The 16,679-nt window shown below is 62.9% G+C and carries 20 protein-coding genes and 2 tRNA genes; 10 read left to right on the top strand and 12 right to left on the bottom strand.

Annotated elements, in window-relative coordinates; genetic code table 11:
• Positions 1–75: 75 nt before the first annotated feature.
• Positions 76–1,002, bottom strand: coding sequence for a CysB family HTH-type transcriptional regulator (locus ACTHN9_RS24190; protein WP_440539345.1), 927 nt, complete (start codon positions 1,000–1,002; stop codon positions 76–78).
• Between the two features lie 296 nt (positions 1,003–1,298).
• Between ACTHN9_RS24190 and lexA the strand changes: the two genes are divergently transcribed.
• The 3 genes from lexA to ACTHN9_RS24175 all read left to right on the top strand — a co-directional run bounded on the left by lexA (position 1,299) and on the right by ACTHN9_RS24175 (position 3,023).
• Positions 1,299–1,946 carry a transcriptional repressor LexA gene (lexA, locus tag ACTHN9_RS24185; RefSeq protein ID WP_440539344.1) on the top strand — a complete coding sequence of 216 codons (648 nt, stop codon included), beginning with the start codon at positions 1,299–1,301 and terminating at the stop codon, positions 1,944–1,946.
• A 24-nt stretch (positions 1,947–1,970) separates the two neighbouring features.
• Positions 1,971–2,312 (top strand): hypothetical protein, encoded by a 342-nt coding sequence (locus ACTHN9_RS24180; protein ID WP_440539343.1) that lies wholly within the window; start codon positions 1,971–1,973, stop codon positions 2,310–2,312.
• Between the two features lie 69 nt (positions 2,313–2,381).
• Positions 2,382–3,023, top strand: a complete 642-nt coding sequence (locus tag ACTHN9_RS24175) for a DUF2939 domain-containing protein (RefSeq protein WP_440539342.1) — start codon at positions 2,382–2,384, stop codon at positions 3,021–3,023.
• Between the two features lie 100 nt (positions 3,024–3,123).
• Here ACTHN9_RS24175 and ACTHN9_RS24170 read toward each other — a convergent pair whose 3' ends face one another.
• Positions 3,124–3,624 carry a universal stress protein gene (locus tag ACTHN9_RS24170; RefSeq protein WP_440539360.1) on the bottom strand — a complete coding sequence of 167 codons (501 nt, stop codon included), beginning with the start codon at positions 3,622–3,624 and terminating at the stop codon, positions 3,124–3,126.
• Positions 3,625–3,872: 248 nt separating this feature from the next.
• Between ACTHN9_RS24170 and nodI the strand changes: the two genes are divergently transcribed.
• Both nodI and ACTHN9_RS24160 read left to right on the top strand, forming a co-directional pair.
• Positions 3,873–4,787 (top strand): nodulation factor ABC transporter ATP-binding protein NodI, encoded by a 915-nt coding sequence (gene nodI, locus ACTHN9_RS24165; protein ID WP_440539341.1) that lies wholly within the window; start codon positions 3,873–3,875, stop codon positions 4,785–4,787.
• Positions 4,788–4,911: 124 nt separating this feature from the next.
• A complete protein-coding gene (locus ACTHN9_RS24160) occupies positions 4,912–5,757 on the top strand; it encodes an ABC transporter permease (RefSeq protein WP_440539340.1) in 846 nt (281 codons plus the stop codon).
• Between the two features lie 68 nt (positions 5,758–5,825).
• On the opposite strand, the gene ACTHN9_RS24155 is transcribed toward ACTHN9_RS24160, so the two are convergent.
• The 5 genes from ACTHN9_RS24155 to dusA all read right to left on the bottom strand — a co-directional run bounded on the left by ACTHN9_RS24155 (position 5,826) and on the right by dusA (position 10,175).
• Positions 5,826–6,248, bottom strand: a complete 423-nt coding sequence (locus ACTHN9_RS24155) for a hypothetical protein (RefSeq protein WP_440539339.1) — start codon at positions 6,246–6,248, stop codon at positions 5,826–5,828.
• A gap of 159 nt (positions 6,249–6,407) precedes the next feature.
• The gene (locus ACTHN9_RS24150) at positions 6,408–7,538 is read right to left on the bottom strand and encodes an acyltransferase family protein (RefSeq protein WP_440539338.1); all 1,131 of its coding nucleotides are present in this window, start codon (positions 7,536–7,538) and stop codon (positions 6,408–6,410) included.
• A 3-nt stretch (positions 7,539–7,541) separates the two neighbouring features.
• A complete protein-coding gene (locus ACTHN9_RS24145) occupies positions 7,542–8,354 on the bottom strand; it encodes a 2OG-Fe(II) oxygenase (RefSeq protein ID WP_440539337.1) in 813 nt (270 codons plus the stop codon).
• A 664-nt stretch (positions 8,355–9,018) separates the two neighbouring features.
• Positions 9,019–9,094, bottom strand: a tRNA-His gene (locus tag ACTHN9_RS24140).
• 82 nt (positions 9,095–9,176) lie between these two features.
• Positions 9,177–10,175 (bottom strand): tRNA dihydrouridine(20/20a) synthase DusA, encoded by a 999-nt coding sequence (gene dusA / locus ACTHN9_RS24135; protein WP_440539336.1) that lies wholly within the window; start codon positions 10,173–10,175, stop codon positions 9,177–9,179.
• 138 nt (positions 10,176–10,313) lie between these two features.
• Between dusA and ACTHN9_RS24130 the strand changes: the two genes are divergently transcribed.
• Together ACTHN9_RS24130 and ACTHN9_RS24125 are read left to right on the top strand one after the other, a co-directional pair.
• Positions 10,314–11,276 carry a PRC-barrel domain containing protein gene (locus ACTHN9_RS24130; protein ID WP_440539335.1) on the top strand — a complete coding sequence of 321 codons (963 nt, stop codon included), beginning with the start codon at positions 10,314–10,316 and terminating at the stop codon, positions 11,274–11,276.
• A gap of 11 nt (positions 11,277–11,287) precedes the next feature.
• A complete protein-coding gene (locus ACTHN9_RS24125) occupies positions 11,288–12,550 on the top strand; it encodes an MFS transporter (RefSeq protein WP_440539334.1) in 1,263 nt (420 codons plus the stop codon).
• Positions 12,551–12,620: 70 nt separating this feature from the next.
• On the opposite strand, the gene ACTHN9_RS24120 is transcribed toward ACTHN9_RS24125, so the two are convergent.
• Together ACTHN9_RS24120 and ACTHN9_RS24115 are read right to left on the bottom strand one after the other, a co-directional pair.
• Positions 12,621–12,881 carry a hypothetical protein gene (locus ACTHN9_RS24120; protein WP_440539333.1) on the bottom strand — a complete coding sequence of 87 codons (261 nt, stop codon included), beginning with the start codon at positions 12,879–12,881 and terminating at the stop codon, positions 12,621–12,623.
• Positions 12,882–12,957: 76 nt separating this feature from the next.
• The gene (locus ACTHN9_RS24115; RefSeq protein WP_440539332.1) at positions 12,958–13,155 is read right to left on the bottom strand and encodes a hypothetical protein; all 198 of its coding nucleotides are present in this window, start codon (positions 13,153–13,155) and stop codon (positions 12,958–12,960) included.
• A 195-nt stretch (positions 13,156–13,350) separates the two neighbouring features.
• Here ACTHN9_RS24115 and ACTHN9_RS24110 point away from each other — a divergent pair, with 195 nt between their 5' ends.
• On the top strand, positions 13,351–13,779 hold the full coding sequence (locus ACTHN9_RS24110; protein WP_440539331.1) for a hypothetical protein: 429 nt from the start codon (positions 13,351–13,353) through the stop codon (positions 13,777–13,779).
• Between the two features lie 87 nt (positions 13,780–13,866).
• On the opposite strand, the gene ACTHN9_RS24105 is transcribed toward ACTHN9_RS24110, so the two are convergent.
• A complete protein-coding gene (locus ACTHN9_RS24105; RefSeq protein WP_440539330.1) occupies positions 13,867–15,018 on the bottom strand; it encodes an enoyl-CoA hydratase/isomerase family protein in 1,152 nt (383 codons plus the stop codon).
• Between the two features lie 132 nt (positions 15,019–15,150).
• On the opposite strand from ACTHN9_RS24105, the gene ACTHN9_RS24100 reads away from it, so the two are divergent.
• Complete coding sequence (locus ACTHN9_RS24100) at positions 15,151–15,357, top strand: hypothetical protein (RefSeq protein WP_440539329.1); 207 nt, start codon at positions 15,151–15,153, stop codon at positions 15,355–15,357.
• 26 nt (positions 15,358–15,383) lie between these two features.
• On the opposite strand, the gene ACTHN9_RS24095 is transcribed toward ACTHN9_RS24100, so the two are convergent.
• Together ACTHN9_RS24095 and ACTHN9_RS24090 are read right to left on the bottom strand one after the other, a co-directional pair.
• The gene (locus ACTHN9_RS24095; RefSeq protein WP_440539328.1) at positions 15,384–15,722 is read right to left on the bottom strand and encodes a DMT family transporter; all 339 of its coding nucleotides are present in this window, start codon (positions 15,720–15,722) and stop codon (positions 15,384–15,386) included.
• 3 nt (positions 15,723–15,725) lie between these two features.
• Complete coding sequence (locus ACTHN9_RS24090; RefSeq protein WP_440539327.1) at positions 15,726–16,223, bottom strand: heme-degrading domain-containing protein; 498 nt, start codon at positions 16,221–16,223, stop codon at positions 15,726–15,728.
• A 121-nt stretch (positions 16,224–16,344) separates the two neighbouring features.
• Here ACTHN9_RS24090 and ACTHN9_RS24085 point away from each other — a divergent pair.
• Positions 16,345–16,421, top strand: a tRNA-Met gene (locus tag ACTHN9_RS24085).
• Positions 16,422–16,679 lie beyond the last annotated feature (258 nt).

Genomic DNA, 16,679 nt, shown 5'->3' with positions numbered 1-16,679 from the left:
GCGGCGCACGAACGCCCTGCTTACCCCTATTGGCGCTCGCTCGTGCGCAGCTCGCGCGCCGTGCTGCGTGCGCCGCTACGCCGCTTCGCGCAACTGCCCCGCCATGCCGGCCTCGGACAACTGCGGCGCGAACATTTCGATGAACCGGTAAGCGTAAGCGCGCATGAACGCGCCCCGGCGCAAACCCACGCGCGTCGTGCTGCCTTCGAACAGTTGCTGCGTGTCCAAGGCCACGAGTTCGGTGTCGCGCTTCGGGTCGTACGCCATCGCGGCGACGATGCCCACGCCCATGCCGAGTTCGACATAGGTCTTGATGACGTCGGCATCGATCGCGGTCAGAACAACGTCCGGCAGTGCGCCGATTTTCGCGAACGAAGCATCGATGTGCGAGCGTCCCGTGAAATCGCGGTCGTATGTGACGATCGGGTACTCCGCGACATCCTCCAGCGTGACCTTCGCGCGGCCGGCAAGCGGGTGCCCCTTCGGCACGACGACCACGTGATGCCACGAGTAGCAGGGAAACGTGACGATGTCGGAAAATCGATCGAGCGCCTCGGTGGAGATGGCGATGTCGGCCTCGCCGTCGATCAGCATCTGGGCGATTTGCTGCGGGTTGCCTTGGCGCAAGGCGAGCTGCACCTTCGGGTACGCGCGCGTGAACTCGCGCACGACCCTCGGCAGCGCGTAGCGCGCCTGGGTGTGCGTCGTGGCGACGACCAGGTGGCCCGTGTCCTCGTCGGCATATTGCCGCGCGACACGGCGCATGTTTTCGGCATCGAGCAGCATCCGCTCGATCAATTGGTGCACGGCCTTGCCGGGTTCGGTGAGCCCAGTGAGCCGTTTGCCGCGGCGCACGAAGATGTCGATGCCGAGTTCGTCCTCGAGATCCTTGATCTGCTTGGACACGCCCGATTGCGAGGTGAACAGCGCGTTCGCGACCTCGGTCAAGTTCAAGTTGCGGCGCACCGCTTCGCGCACGAAGCGCAACTGCTGGAAGTTCATGGGAATATCTCTCCTCGGCAAGCGGGTGATCGATCGGCGCGAAACCGCACGCGCCGGCTCCCGTTCGCGTTTCGCGCCCTCGCAGCCATCGGACGCATACGCCGCACCCAAGCGCGAAAGGCTCGGCGCCCGGCGTCGAGCCAGTCTAGGCGATGATACTTATTCCAAGAACTAATAAATCCTCATTCTTTTATGCCGATTTCTGCTAAGGACTTGGGTGGGGTCGCAACATTGGACTTGATCTTCGCCGGATACTGTATAAAAATACAGCAACCTGTCTATCCATACAGTGCGCTATGACCAAACTCACCGCAAGACAGCAGCAGGTAGTCGATTTGATCCGCCAATCGATCGAGCACAGCGGCTTTCCGCCCACACGTGCCGAGATCGCGGCGGCGCTCGGCTTCTCGTCGGCCAATTCGGCCGAGGAACATCTGCGCGCGCTAGCGCGCAAAGGCGTGATCGAATTGGCGGCCGGCGCGTCGCGCGGCATCCGCCTGCTGGCGCACGAAGATATGCCGCACCAGTTGTCGTTGCCTCATCCCGCTTTGATGCAGCTATCGCTGCCGCTCGTGGGCCGCGTCGCGGCCGGTAGCCCCATTTTGGCGCAAGAGCACATCTCGCAACACTACGCGTGCGACCCCGCGCTGTTTTCGAGCAAGCCCGATTACCTCTTGAAGGTACGCGGCCTATCGATGCGCGACGCAGGCATTCTCGACGGCGATTTGCTGGCCGTACAAAGGCGCACGGAAGCAAGCGATGGACAAATCATCATCGCGCGGCTCGGCGACGACGTGACGGTCAAGCGCTTGAAGCGCCGGCCGAATGGGATCGAACTCATCGCCGAGAACCCCGATTACGAGAACATCTTCGTGCAGGCCGGCAGCGCCGATTTCGCACTCGAAGGCATTGCGGTCGGGCTCATTCGCCCGACCGAATTCTGATTCCCAACACGCTAGGGAGACGTCATGGATCGCCTTGCCCGCCTCATGCCTTTTCGCACCTTCGGCCGCTTGCGCCACCTGCGCAGCGTCATTCCGTGCCCGCCGCTCGAAACCGCCGCTCCGGCTCTCGGGCGGCAAGCCGACGAAGCTTCGCACGCCGGGATGCAGCCCGCGGCGTTGCCGGCGTTCGCCCGCGTATCGCTCAATAGCGCGCTACATGCGGAACCGGCGCGGCGCGCGCCCGTGCGCGTGTATCACGGCGCATCGCGCGTCATCCTGGTCGGTACGATCGACGCCGTTTGCAAGATGATCGACCGATGCATCGACGACGAACGCGCCGGCACGCCCGCCGCACAGTGGGGTTGAGATTAGTCGGGATCGTTTCGGCGCGATCGCTGTCGATTAACACAGGACAACGATAAAGGCCGACCTCTCATGACGAACGAAAACCGCACGAACACCCGAAAACCGCTCGCCACCTCGATTGCCGTGGGTCTTGCGCTCATCGTGGTTGTGCTAGCCGTGTTCGCTTACGCTTCGCCCTACCTCGTACTGAGCCGAATGCGCGATGCTGTCCAGGCACGCGACACCGATATGCTCAATCGCTACGTCGACTATCCGGCGCTGCGGGCGAGCCTAAAGCAGCAAGTGACGCAGATGCTGAGCCAGCGCGTCGATTCGCAAAAGCTCCAACATCCGCTTGCCGCGCTCGGGGCGCTCGTAGGTATGGCGTTCGTGGGCCCGCTTGTCGATGCCTATGCGACGCCCGATGGCGTCGCTGCATTGCTCAAGGGAATGCCGCCTCGCGGGGAACCCGGCGAGACGCCGCCATCCGTCGCCAACGAGCAATCGGAGCCGGCACCGCAACCGCAAGCGACACCCTCGCCTTCCGCCTCGGCGTCAGCCGCGCCCGACGAAGCTAACGCACCGCGGGCCAAGGCCAGCGTAGGCTATCGGGATATCGATACGTTCGCCGTTAGCTACGCGCGCGGGACCGCCGGCGAGCCCTACAGCGTCATCTTCCATCGTCGCGGCTGGTTCTCCTGGCAAATCGATGCGGTAGAACTCAACCCTTAACGTTTCGGGCCGTACTTTTAGCGATGAAACAGCCGGCTTGCCGCTGCGTGCAGCGAAACGATGTCCGCGCGGCGAGCCGGTTAGTTCGATTCCAATTCGATCAGGTGCCGGTCCCGCCTTCGGAGCCGGTCGACGTCGTTTCTTCGACGGGCTCTTGTTCGTGCGCCGTGGACACCGCCACGAGAATGCTGCACGAGACGCGATCGAGCAAAAGCGTATTACCCGATCCCATCCACCATCGCGAAAGCCCACTGCGCGCGCGGTGGCCGACCACGATGAGGTCGACCTTCAACTGATCGGCTAGGTTGGCAATCTCGTCGATCGGATGGCCGAACGCAAAGTGACCTTGCGCCAGTACGCCTCGCTCCGTCAGCCAATCGACACCTTCTTGAAGGATTTCGCGCGCGGCGTCCTCGAAGCGGCCGCAGGCGACATCCGTCAACAGCCCAGCGCTCTGCGCGATGCTCGTTCGCATGTCGACGACCGACAGCAAGTGCGTCTCCGCTTTGAGATCCAGCGCGAGGTTCGCGCCGCAACGCAAGGCCTTGCGCCCCTCGCGGGTCCCGTCGTAGCACAGTAGGATTTTTTTGTAGCTTGCCATCATGGCCTCCCAGCCCGCGCTCATCGCGGTTAATCGTTTCAATCATGGTGCGCCGCAATTGGACTGACAAGACTAGGAAAACGCCTAGCTTTTGCTCGCCCCGCTTGCGCGCTCGCGCACGCAACGCCCGCGCGCAGCGCTTGGACGCACCGGCGGCCCTTGAATCCCGGCGCGAAGCAATCGAGCGCGATGCAATAGAATGGGGCACTGTCGGCCTCGAACTTGTGCGCTACCTCTCGTTCGTCCTCATGTCCAACAACACCATCGAATTTCGCGACGTCGTCAAGCACTACGGCGGCAAAGCCGTCGTCGACGGTTTGTCGTTCCACGTCCGGGCCGGCGAATGCTTCGGCCTGCTCGGACCCAACGGCGCCGGCAAAACGACGACCTTGAAGATGTTGCTGGGGCTCGTCGAACCGGATGCAGGCACGATCTCGCTATGTGGGCAAGCGATACCGTCGGGCGCGCGCTTTGCGCGCCAACGCGTGGGCGTCGTGCCGCAATTCGACAATCTCGATCCCGATTTCAGCGTGCGCGAGAACCTGCTCGTGTTTGGCCGGTACTACGGCTTATCCACGAGCAAAACGCGCGCCATGGTGCCCGAGCTGCTGGAATTCGCCCGGCTCGAAAGCAAGGCCGATGCGCGCGTGGGCGAACTCTCGGGCGGCATGAAACGCCGCCTCACGCTCGCACGTTCGCTCATCAACGATCCGGAGGTCCTGATCCTAGATGAACCGACAACCGGGCTCGATCCTCAGGCGCGCCATTTGATCTGGGATCGGCTGCGCTCCCTGCTCGCGCGCGGCAAGACGATTCTGCTGACGACCCACTTCATGGAGGAAGCGGAACGGTTATGCGACCGGCTCTGCATTATCGAGGAAGGGCGCAAGATCGCGGAAGGTGCGCCGAGCGAACTGGTAGCGCAAGAGATCGGCTGCGACGTGATCGAGGTCTACGGCGCTTCACCGAAGACATTGCGCGATGAGCTTGCGCCCTTCGCTACCCGCACCGAAATCAGCGGCGAAACGCTGTTTTGCTACGTGCGCGACCCGGAGCCCGTCAACACGCGCCTAGCGGGACGTTCGGGCTTGAAGTATCTGCACCGCCCGGCAAACCTCGAGGACGTATTTTTGAGGCTGACGGGGCGAGAAATGCAGGAGTAACCTGGCGCGGGGATACCGCGCATGCCGCCTATGCCGCCCGCTACGGCGATGACGGACGCATGCGGAACGGAGAACGGCGAGCACGACCTGCGCACGCAATCAGGCGGATGACGAGAACGAAACGATGGATGCCCCTTCCTACAACACACCGGCTCGTGCAGGCAAGGTAGCCAAGGCCGAACGGGCGAATCGCTGGCGGCTAGCGCTGCCGGCCAACGCGACGAACTGGACCGCGGTTTGGCGCCGCAATTATTTGGTGTGGCGCAAGCTCGCGGCGGCATCGATGATCGGCAACTTGGCCGATCCGATGATCTATTTGTTCGGCTTGGGCTTGGGGCTGGGCCTCATGGTCGGCCATGTCGACGGTGTCTCTTATATCGCGTTTCTGGCGGCGGGCACCGTGGGCTCGAGCGTCATGATGTCGGCCACGTTCGAATCGATGTACTCGGGCTTCTCGCGCATGCATGTGCAGCGAACTTGGGAGGCGATTATGCATACGCCGCTTACGCTCGGCGATATCGTGGTGGGCGAGATCGTTTGGGCCGCGAGCAAGGCGGTGCTGTCGGGCTCGGCGATCATGCTCGTCGCCGGCTTGCTCGGCTATGCGCATTTCCCGTCGATGTTGTTCGCGCTGCCCGTCGTCGCGTTGGCCGGGCTTGCGTTCGCGAGTCTGGCGATGATCGTCACGGCGCTGGCGCCGTCGTACGACTTCTTCATGTTTTATCAGACCCTCGTGCTCACTCCGATGCTGCTGCTCTCGGGCGTCTTCTTTCCGCTTGCGCAGTTGCCCGAGGGGATTCGTCGCGCTGCCATGGCCTTGCCGCTGGCTCATGCGGTAGCGCTGATTCGTGCGGCCATGTTGGGGCGCCCGATGGAGGGCGCCTTACTGCATATCGGCGTGCTCGCGTGCTATGCGATCGTGCCGTTTTTCGTCTGTGCGGTGCTATTTAGACGCCGGTTGATGCGTTGACGATGCGTTGACGACGTGCCGACGCATCGACGATTCGATTCGCGGTGCGGCGAGCGCACCGCATCGCTTTACTCTTCGTCGTCGCTCCATGGCACCTCGACGTCGGTGAGAAACGCGACCATCGCAAACGGACGCGCTTCGTGCCGCCCTAGCTTGCCGTCGGCGCGCTGCCATTCGACGCGATAGACGACCGACGGTGTGTCCGCCATCAGGAATACCTTGCGGATTTCGTCCGGGTCGGCTTCTTCGACTGGGCCATCGAACGAGATCAAAAGCGCCTGAGGCCACACGCCGCCGTCCGGATCGTAAATGCGATCGCCGTCGGGAATCGACGTAGACGCTTCCACGCCGATCGTGGCGCTCGCATCGACGACCATCTTGCCGAGCGCCTGCAATACGGCGGTGGCGCGAACGGAATTCGCCTGCCGGATCGCGAGATCGCCTCGGGTCAATGCTTGCTCGAGTTTGGGGTGGGTCTTGTGTTTGCCCATGGTGGTGTCTGGCTCGCTCGTTTCTCGGGTTGTTCTCGTCGGCGCCCCGCAGGCCGCCGTCCAATGGACGAATCGTACCACCTTGGTTGCACCGGACCTCGCCCGTTGTCCAACCGAACGGCTAACGAACTACGTTTTGCTCGATCAGCGCTTCTGGAATTATTCGTCGATCGCCGCCTTGAGCGCGCTCGCAACCGTAACGCGCCGCTCATTCGCTGCAAATCGACCGACCAACTTCCTGCCGAGGTCAATGCACGGCAGTTCCAAGTATCGATGGAGTTTGCTGGCGAGGAAAATCGTCATGACGACGACGAGCATGTACTCGATTGCCTCAATGTGTGCCGGACCATTTGAAAGCGGCCTTGTTCGCGCTAGGAACAGCAACGCAACCGGATGGACGAGATAGATTCCGTAAGAAATCTCGCCCAGATAGACGGCGAATCGGGGCATGCGGATCAGGCCGCCATGCTCGGCGAGCGCCACGGCTAGTACCAGCGCGGAAAACGGCAATCCGTGCCGCACGATGTCAAAGCCGCTATGACTCACCGCAAGGCATGCAAGAGTAAGTCCAACTGATGCGGACAGAAACACCCGGAGCCATTTTCTATTGAACCTCTCCCGCATCGCCCGATAGAGATACGCCACACCCACACCATAAAGGAACTCAGTAATGATGGGGTTGGTCGCCATCGAAAAATAGGCATGCCGGTAGTAACTGGCTTCGCCTGTCGAAAAACTAAGCGTGTTCCCCGCAAGCACTGGAGCTATAATGAGAGTCGCAACGAAATATAGAAGCACCGAAAAAATGGCCCGCCTGCCGAACGTCAGACTTGCGCCGAAGACGAGATAAAAGTACACCTCGTAGACGAGAGACCATCCTACATAAAGGACTGGTACGCCGTAGTATGGCGCTTGGTCCCCGCGCAGTGGATAGAAGGCTAGCGACTTCGCAATCTGATGGCTGTCGATGTGCGGGAAGTAGTAGATGTAGACGATGGATACCGCCCAATATGCCGGAGCGATCCTGAAGAATCGCTTAATCAGGAAGGCGAGCGAAGACTCGCCGTCCCGGCCGAAACCCGGCATGGCGGACAGAGTGATAACGAATCCACTTATGACGAAGAAGAGATCGACTCCGACATCTCCCTTCTGAATCGCTGCATTGATCCAGTGCGGAAGGTTCGAGCGGCTCTGATCGAACGTCGACAGCGTGTGAAATAGAACGACGGCAAGCGCAGCTATTGCCCTTAGTGCCTGGATGCCTTCGAACGTCTGCTTGCCGCCTTGCATACGCTACGCCTTGTTGACTTCGTCTTTTCCGCGCCCGATCTTCAGCGCCTTTGAGACGGTGTTCCGTAATGCATTATCGACCACCCCTAACATGCGCTTTCCAGTCTCTTCCGGACGTCCTGTGAACGATGTGACATGAAAGTAGTCCGTCTCGTCCGGCGAAACTTGAGAAAAGAAATAATTCGAGACGCAGCAGCGCGGCGCGTCGACGGCTACTTGGCTCACCGAGTGCCATGACGTCTTGTTCGTCTCCATCACGACGAGCCGGTTGAATTGCGAGACTAGCGTCTTCGGCACCTTACGCTCTTCGTCCCAAAGCTCAAAGTTTCCGCCATTCTCGAGTTTCCAGTCCGGCGAGACGTAAAACAGCAAATTGAGGCGCCGGTAGCGGTCGCGCGCCGCATCGTGACTATTGTCGATGTGCGGGTTCAGGAAGTCACCCTTGAACATCATCGAGAGCCCACCTGCATACAGGCTCGGATCCGGCTCAATGTGCGTGAACTCGACGAGATTCGAGACTCGTTCGACAACTTCTGGCGACTGGAAAGCGTGCGTGATTTCTCCTAGAAGCGGCTCAAATTGATCCAGATGCGCGGAGGTCCGCTTTTTCTCTCGAAATGATTCCCGGTTATAAAAACCATTTCCATCTTTCGGAAACGCCGAATAAATGTCGCGAGCCACATCCACCGGAAGAAAATCATCAACAACAAAGTGCCGCGTAGTGGTCCCGATAGGGTTTTGCCATTGCTGGCGAATATTTTCCTCAGCGCTATTCAGACGCGCGAGAATCAATTCTGTTAGGGCGAACCGGTCCATTGTTTCCTCTGGTTGGTAAGGGCGACACATTCTAGCCGCCGATCAGTTGACGAACAAGCAAGGCCGTTTGCAGATCCGAAGTACGTTGTTCGGGTACGGGAAGCCGACAGGGGGATTGAGTCCGACCATCGAATCGTCGCAGTAAGCCTCGATCATAAGGCTTTCCGCTGCGGCGGGCCCGGTGGGTCACGTATGCGGAGAGCGGCGCGGACGCCGACGAAGGGGCATTCGCCGCAGGAACCGACACAACCACATGAACCGGCGTAACAGCCTGCGGATCGGATGTAGACGTGCGTGTGCGTTGGGCGCGGCCTATTCCCGCGCGTGCGGAGAGGCAGGCAATGACGCCTCCGATCAAGGGGACTCGCCGGCAGGATCTAGGTTGACAATTGCGCGCCGGCACTTCGGCACCATTCGGACACTTGCTCACGGAGGGATCGAGCTGAGCGTGGGCAAGAAACAGCATTGACGACTCATTGGCCCCACGCTACATCCAGTCACACACTTGTGCCACTGCTTGCTGCCCGCAAGCCTGAACAAATCGGCCATCGCCCCCATGTACACCATGGGTGCCTGCAAACGCGAAGGTTCGTCAAATCCCATTTTTGGAATCTTGATGCCGCGAGTTTACAGGGGGAATGGGGGAGCTAAGCGGTCGATTTTTTGGGGTGGCTGATGGGACTCGAACCCACGACAACAGGAATCACAATCCTGGACTCTACCAACTGAGCTACAGCCACCACTGGTACCGCTGATTCCTTCGCCGGCGTTGCCAACGAAGAAGCGAGATTATACGAATAGATTTGCCGCTTGCCTAGCCCCTCAGCCGATAATTTCCGACGGCTCGCGAAGATGGCTGCGCGCCTCCTCGAAAATCGAGAGATCTCGCGCCGCCAACCGCTTGTTGTCGGACAGCACGCGGCGCCAGCCTCGCGCGCCGGCCACGCCGCGATACAACCCGAGCGCGTGGCGCACGACCGCCCCGAGGTAGGTCCCGCGCGCAAGCTCGGCTTCGCAGTAGGCAATCAGTTCGGCTTCGATCTGCTCGCGCGTCTTGGCAGGCTCCCCGCCGTAAAAGCGAGCATCGACCTCGGCCAGCACGAACGGATTGTGATAGGCCTCGCGGCCCAACATCACGCCGTCGACATGCTGTAGATGCGACTCGACTTCGTCGAGCGTTTGGATGCCGCCGTTGATGACGATCTCCAACGACGGAAAATCCCGCTTGAGCCGATACGCGTACTCGTACTTCAACGGCGGAATTTCGCGATTCTCCTTCGGGGACAAGCCCTTCAAGATGGCATTGCGCGCATGCACGATGAACACTTCGCAGCCCGCCTCGGCAATCGTCCCCACGAAGTCGCGCACGAACGCGTAATCCTCGACGGCGTCCACGCCGATGCGGTGCTTGACCGTCACGGGCACCGATACCGCATCGCGCATCGCACGCACGCAATCGGCGACGAGCCGCGGCTCGTTCATGAGACAAGCTCCGAACGCACCGCGCTGAACGCGCTCCGACGGGCAGCCGCAATTGAGATTGATTTCGTCGTACCCCCACTGCTCGCCGAGCTTCGCGGCGCGCGCGAGATCGTCCGGCTCGCTGCCGCCGAGCTGCAACGCGACAGGCGCCTCCGCAGGCGTAAACGCGAGATGACGCGCAACGTCGCCGAACAGCAACGCGCCCGTCGTCACCATTTCGGTATAAAGCCAGGTGTGACGCGAAATAAGCCGATGAAAATAACGGCAGTGACGATCGGTCCAATCCATCATGGGGGCGACGGATACACGGCGCGGACTGATTGGAGGGCGTGGCGACATTGAGGGATTCAGACGAACGGAGACAAGCGGCAAGCCCTTAATTTTACCTCAGCCGCTAGAATGGTGTCCGCGCGAACGCGGCGGCGTGTCGCGAATGCGCCGCCTTGCCCGCCGCAAGACATATAGGGAGTTGGGTCAATGAGCGACGGATCGTCCCGTCAGCGCCTCGCCGGGCGCGTCTTTCTCGTCTTATCGCTAGCCACGCTGGCCGGGTGCAGCACGTGGTTCGGGCCGCCTCCTCCCACACCAGCGCAGGACCCCGAACTCAATGCCATGCCCCTCGAAATCGAGCCTGCCGAGCCCGCGTCCGAGCCTGCGGCCTCCGCGCCCGTCGCGGCCCCGCCGCGCGAGGCGCCCGAGCACAAGCACGTGACGCCTAAGCCCGTTTATCATCCGCGGCCCAAGCCGCAGCCGGCGCCGCCGCCTCCGCCGGCGAAGCCCGCCGCACCGCCGCCCTTGATCGCCACTCGCGCACTCGCGGCCGACGATATCCACGGGCTGCTCGACACGCGCGTGCAACGTCCCGACGGCAAAGTCATCGGACGCGCGATCGACATGTTCGTCGATGCGGCCGGTAAGCCACGCGAGATGCTGGTCAATCTGGCGGGCTTCCTGGGCATCGGCGATCGCAAGATGCATTTCCCGTGGAGCGACTTCCGCTTCGACCCGACGCACCGCAATGCACCGATCACGCTCTCGATCGGACCGAACGAGGCGCCGGCCGCGGCCGCGGCCAAAGGCAAGGAGAACGCGCCGGGCAAGCCGGCCGGCGCAGGCGCGAACGATGCGCATCTGCTGGGGCTGATCGATGCGACGGCCGAACGCGCCAACGGCACGCGCGTAGGCCGTGTCGTCGACGTATTGATCGACACCCACGGGGAGCCGCAAGCTGCCGTCGTGGACGTCGGCAGTCTCATTCACGAACGGCGCAGTATCGCGGCCGATTGGTCCGCCGTTAAATTCGTGCAAAAAGACGACACCCTATCGCTCCAAACCGATCTGTCCGACGCGCAGGTCAATGCGGCGCCGCCCTACGCGCCGAACCAACCGGTGCGCACCGTCGCGCCGGCCGCGGCCTCGACCGGCCAGCCTACAAGGTAACGAACGCGCAGATGGCAATTTCACGAAGTCTTCGCGCGCTCGACTGGCTGAACTTCTTTCTGGCCAATGTCCAGACAGGGTTCGGTCCGTTCATCGCGTCATACCTCACCGCCAACAAGTGGACGCAAGGCGAAATCGGTGTCGCGCTGAGCGTCGGTACCGCCACGGCCATGCTGAGCCAGGTGCCCGCCGGCGCGCTGATCGATGCATTGCGCAACAAAAAAGGCGCAGGCGCCGCGGCCATCGTCGCAATCGCCGCCTGCGCCCTGCTCCTCGCCGCCAGCCCCACCCTACTGCCCGTACTCGCGGCGGAACTGTTTCACGGCTTCGCGAGCTGTATGTTGACGCCGGCGATCGCCGCGATATCGTTCGCGCTCGTCGGCCGCCATGCATTGGGCGACCGGCTCGGCCGCAATGCGCGCTTTGCCTCCATCGGCAGCGCATTCGCGGCGGCGGCGATGGGCGCATTCGGCGAATATTCGTCGGCGCGCGCCGTGTTTTGGTTGACGGCCGCACTCACGGTGCCGGCGCTGATCGCGCTCACGATGATCGAGGATACGAGTCGCGCCGCGTTCGGCTTGCCGCGCAATACGGGCGCGCCGCAGGCACCCAATCCGCCGGCGCCGGCCGTCGCGGAACATCGCGAAAGCATCGGTTCGCTGCTGCGCGATCGCCGCGTGCTCATCTTCGCCGTGTGCATCGCGCTGTTCCATCTGTCGAACGCGGCGATGCTCAATCTCGCGGCCGGCGAAGTGACCGCGCATATGACCGACAACGTTCAGCTCGTGATCGCCGCGTGCATCATCGTGCCGCAAATGGTCGTGGCAGCCATGTCGCCATGGGTCGGACGCTCCGCCGAGCGTTGGGGGCGGCGCCCGTTGCTCCTATTCGGGTTCGCTGCGCTGCCGGTGCGCGCGCTGTTGTTCGCTGGCGTCTCGAGCCCGTATCTGCTCGTCCCGGTGCAATTGTTCGACGGCATCAGCGCGGCCGTCTTCGGGGTCATGCTGCCGTTGATCGCAGCCGATGTGGCGGGCGGCAAAGGACATTACAACCTGTGCATCGGGCTATTCGGGCTCACGGCGGGGATCGGCGCGACGCTGAGCACGCTCGCGGCCGGATTCATCTCGGATCGGTTCGGCAACACGGTCAGCTTCATGGCACTCGCCGCGGCCGGCGCCCTCGCGGTGCTGCTCGTTTGGGCCGCACTGCCCGAAACGCGCGATGAGGACGAGGCCGGCTCCGCCGAGCCGGCACGCGAGCCATCCGCGACCTAGCAGCGTCGCGACTGTGGCCTGAGGCCGGACACTCGCGAAGCGGCGCGGGTGCCGGCGCGCCGGTGCGTCGCTATCGTTCGCGCGGCCAAGCGCAAACCAGTTCGGCGTCCACGGCGGCTCGTGCCGTGTCCAGCGCGTGCTGTGCCGCGTGCCGCTCCGTCGGCCAGGTTTCGCCGACGCGCACCAAACGCCAATCGAGTGCGATCTCGCGATCGCGCAGCACACGGTAATGCGATTTCAGGCCCGTCATGACCTGCTCGATCGCGACTTCGAGCGTGAAGCCGTGGTAGCGCTCGACGTAATCGCCCATGTCGATACCGTTCGGTTCCATGGTTGCCTCCCGGACACCGTATCTTCGCCGCCGCGCACGGCCGCGCGCTGGAGCACGCGCGTGCCGGCGCGCAGGACTAATCGCAATCCCCGGACAAATACTTGCGCCCATCGCAAGTGATTTCGATGACGCCATTGCCGTTTTCGTCGGCAAGGCCCGCACCGAGCAATTCGGCCGCAACCGACATCGAGACAAGCGGCGGCGCCTGGCCGACACCGACTTCGCTCAGGCGCCGTAGTGCCTCGACCGCCTCGGGACTCAGGGATTTGGACATGGCCCACTCCTCATCGCATGCCATCGACTCTTCAATTTAGCACTTTCCGGGAATGGCGCCGACGGCAATGCCGCACCAAGCCGGCGCTTGGCGACGGCCCGCCTATAATGTCGCTCGTTCCGATTCTCGCGAACTCGCGTAGGTGCACCGGCCGCGCGCCAGTCGCCCCGCACCGAACGGGTTCGCCGCGCCCCAATGCAAAAATTCATTCTGCCTTTCGTCTCCGGATTTCTCGCGGCGCTTTTCTTCCGAGAAGCCACGCTCGGGCTGTTGCACGCGGCTGGTCTGATCGCCGCGACAGGCTTTTCGACGGATCCGTTCTTACCGCTCGGGATCCCGGAATTCATCGCCAATGCGATTTGGAGCGCGGCATGGGCCGTGTTGATGGCGTGGCTGCTGCGCATCTCGCCCGAGCGCCCGGCGCCATGGGTGCAGGCATTCGTATTCGGCGGAATCGTCTTGACGGCCGCGCGCGTGTTCGCGCTCGATCCCGCACGCGGCATCTGGCCTAGCGGCAATATGCTGCCGCGGCTCGCGGTGGGCTTTGCGGCGAATGCTGTCTGGGGCTGGGGCGCGCTCGTCTTCATGCGCGCCTTCATGCGTCTCGAAGACGACGACGCTTAATCGCTCTAAGCGCGGTTCCGGCCCGGAATCGGCGCGCTCCCGCGCGGCGTCAGCCGGGATCGACGACCGATCGGCCCGCCCGTCGACCTATCCCAGCAAATGGCGCAGCGGATGCGTATCGGGCGTCCACGCGCTGACGAACATGTGTTCGACCTCGGCACGCGTCACATCCTCGATCCGCGCAATGCGCCACGCCGGGCGGTCGTCTTTGTCGATGATGCGCGCGCGCACGCCTTCGATGACATCCCCATGATCGAAAATCGAGCGCGTCAAATCCAAATCGCGCCGCAGGCAATCGGACATCGGCCCTTCGGCGCGTGCCACCACCTCCAGCGACACGGCCATCGATAACGGCGAACGTTCGCGCATGACGCGAACGGTTTCTTGCGCCCACTCGCGCGCGCCCGCTTCGGTCTCGGCCTCGAGCGAGGCGAGAATGGCGGCGACGTCGGGTTGAGCGAAATGCCTGTCGATCCACGTCCGCGCCACTGCTAGCGGTAGCGCGGCCGAACGGCCTGCCGCGCCTGCTTCGACGGGCGGCGCCGCGTGGCTCGCGAACCGTTCGACGCAGGCCAGGACATCGCGCGTGTCGGAGAACGGCTGCGAACCCAGCGCCTCGATCAGCGACTCGATCGCCGAGGTATCGAGATATGCGTCGGCCAATCCTGCATACAGCGCGTCGGCAGCGCCGATCGTGGCGCCGGTCACGGCAAGATAGCGCCCGATTGCCCCCGGCGTGCGGGCGAGGAACCAGCCGGCCCCGACATCGGGAAACAGGCCGATCCGCGTCTCGGGCATGGCCATCTTCGTCGTCTCGCAAACAATGCGCAGCCCACCCGTTCGATGCGCGCCCTGCGAGATGCCCATGCCGCCGCCCATGACAACGCCTTCCATCAGCGCGATATAGGGCTTGGCGTAAGTAAAGATCGCATGATCGAGCGCGTATTCCTCGGTGAAGAAAGCATCGCGCGCCGCCACATTGCCACGGCGCCCCGCCTCGTAGAAGAAACGCACGTCGCCCCCGGCGCAGAACGCGCGCGGATGCAGGCTGCGCGCAACCACGGCCAGCACCTGCGGATCGCGACGCCAACCGTCGAGCGCCGCCTGCATGGCGCGAATCATCGGAAGAGACAGCGCATTGAGCGCCTGCGGTCGGTTCAGCTCGATGTAACCGATGCGGTTCTCGACTCGAGTGCGGACCTCGTTGGAGGCGACAGGCATCGATTCTGGCGTGGACATGGGCAGCGAGCGGGGAAAGTTCGCGAGACGCAAAAGGTAGCATGCACGCGGACCGCATGGGAACTGCGCGCGCCCGATTCTTGCTGCCGCCATGGCTGAAAGCAATCGAAAGCCCCGCTCGCCGCCACCGCCATGGATCAATACTTTCTCGACGGCCGCCCCATCTCGGAGGCCGATGCATCGACCGCATGGTTCGATTACGCCGAACGCAACGGCATCGACGTGCCGCGCGCCATCAGTCTATGGGAAGACGCCGCCACGCCGGAGGGCGAAGCGAGCCGACGCGCCGTGGCGCAAGCGGGCATCCGCGTTGATGTGGATCGGAATGGCAGCGGCTAAGTGCGATCGGCGCCCGATGCCTGCGCTCAATGCGCCTGCATATTCGAAAAGAGATTGAGCACGACGACGCCGGCCACGATCAACGACAGCCCGGCCACCGCCGGCAGATCGGGGATCTGGCGATAGAGCACCATGGCCACGAGCGTGATCAGCACGATCCCGACGCCCGACCAGATGGCATAGACGATGCCAACCGGCATCGACTTGAGCGTCATCGACAAGCAATAGAACGCGAGCCCGTATCCCGCGACGACGACGAGCGCGGGCGCCAGCCGAGTGAACCCTTCCGACGCGCGCAGCGCCGAGGTGCCGATCACTTCGGCGACAATCGCGATCGCCAGCCAGAGGTAGCCCGAGCCGCGCATCGATCAAACCTTGTCGAGCGCGAGTTCGGCGAAATCGCGTTCGAGTTCGGCGCACAGCGCTTCGACGACGAGTTCGTGATCGGCTCGCTGCGTGAGCCCCGACACGGTGACGGAGCCGATCGCGCCGACACCGGCCAGCGTAATGGGAAACGAGCCGCCCGCCGCCGCATACTCGCTGGCCGGCAGGCCGTATTTGTCGGCGAGCGTCGCGCCGGTGTGCTGCAAGCGCAGCCCGACCGCGTACGAACTGCGCCGAAAGTGAGAGACGATGTTGCTCTTGCGACGCACCCAGGCCGAATTGTCGGGGGTCGTGCCGTCGAGCCCGCAGAAAAATAGCGGCACACCGAACGTGCGGACGTCGATGGCGATCACGTGATTGCGGGCGATCGCCAGCTCGCGCAAGAACGTGCCGAGCTTCCATGCACGCGCTGCGTCGAAGCGCGGAAACACCAGCGCGTGCTCTTGGCGGGTAATGGCTTGGAGATCGTGTTCGAGGTTCATGGGGCGATTCTAGCGTACGGTCGGCACCCTCACGTTCGCAAACGCGCCGCGGATTTGGCGCACTCGTCGATTTGTGTTGCAACGCATTCTGGTTTCCCCTATACTCTCATCTTTCGACGGACGCGGGGTGGAGCAGTCTGGCAGCTCGTCGGGCTCATAACCCGAAGGTCGTAGGTTCAAATCCTACCCCCGCAACCAAAGCGCCAAAGCCGCCGAAATAGAGCAAAACGCAGCGAAAGAAGCTGAAGGTCGATGCGAAAGCGTCCTTTCGGTGGCATCGCTGAAACATCGAAGCCCGGTCCCTGGATCGGGCTTTTTGTTTTGCCATGCCGAAGTTGGCATATCCGGGAGTGAGCGTTTTAGCTGTCGTCTGCCGTTGTCGCTTCCGGACCGGCTGCAGCGCCCTGCGAAGCCCCCTGCACGGTCTCGCGCAAAGTTTCGTCCCACTATGTGCCT

Source organism: Trinickia sp. (assembly GCF_051953405.1).
GTDB lineage: Bacteria > Pseudomonadota > Gammaproteobacteria > Burkholderiales > Burkholderiaceae > Trinickia.
Note: the sequence above shows the minus strand (reverse complement) of the source record. Positions and strands in the feature narration are given on the sequence as shown.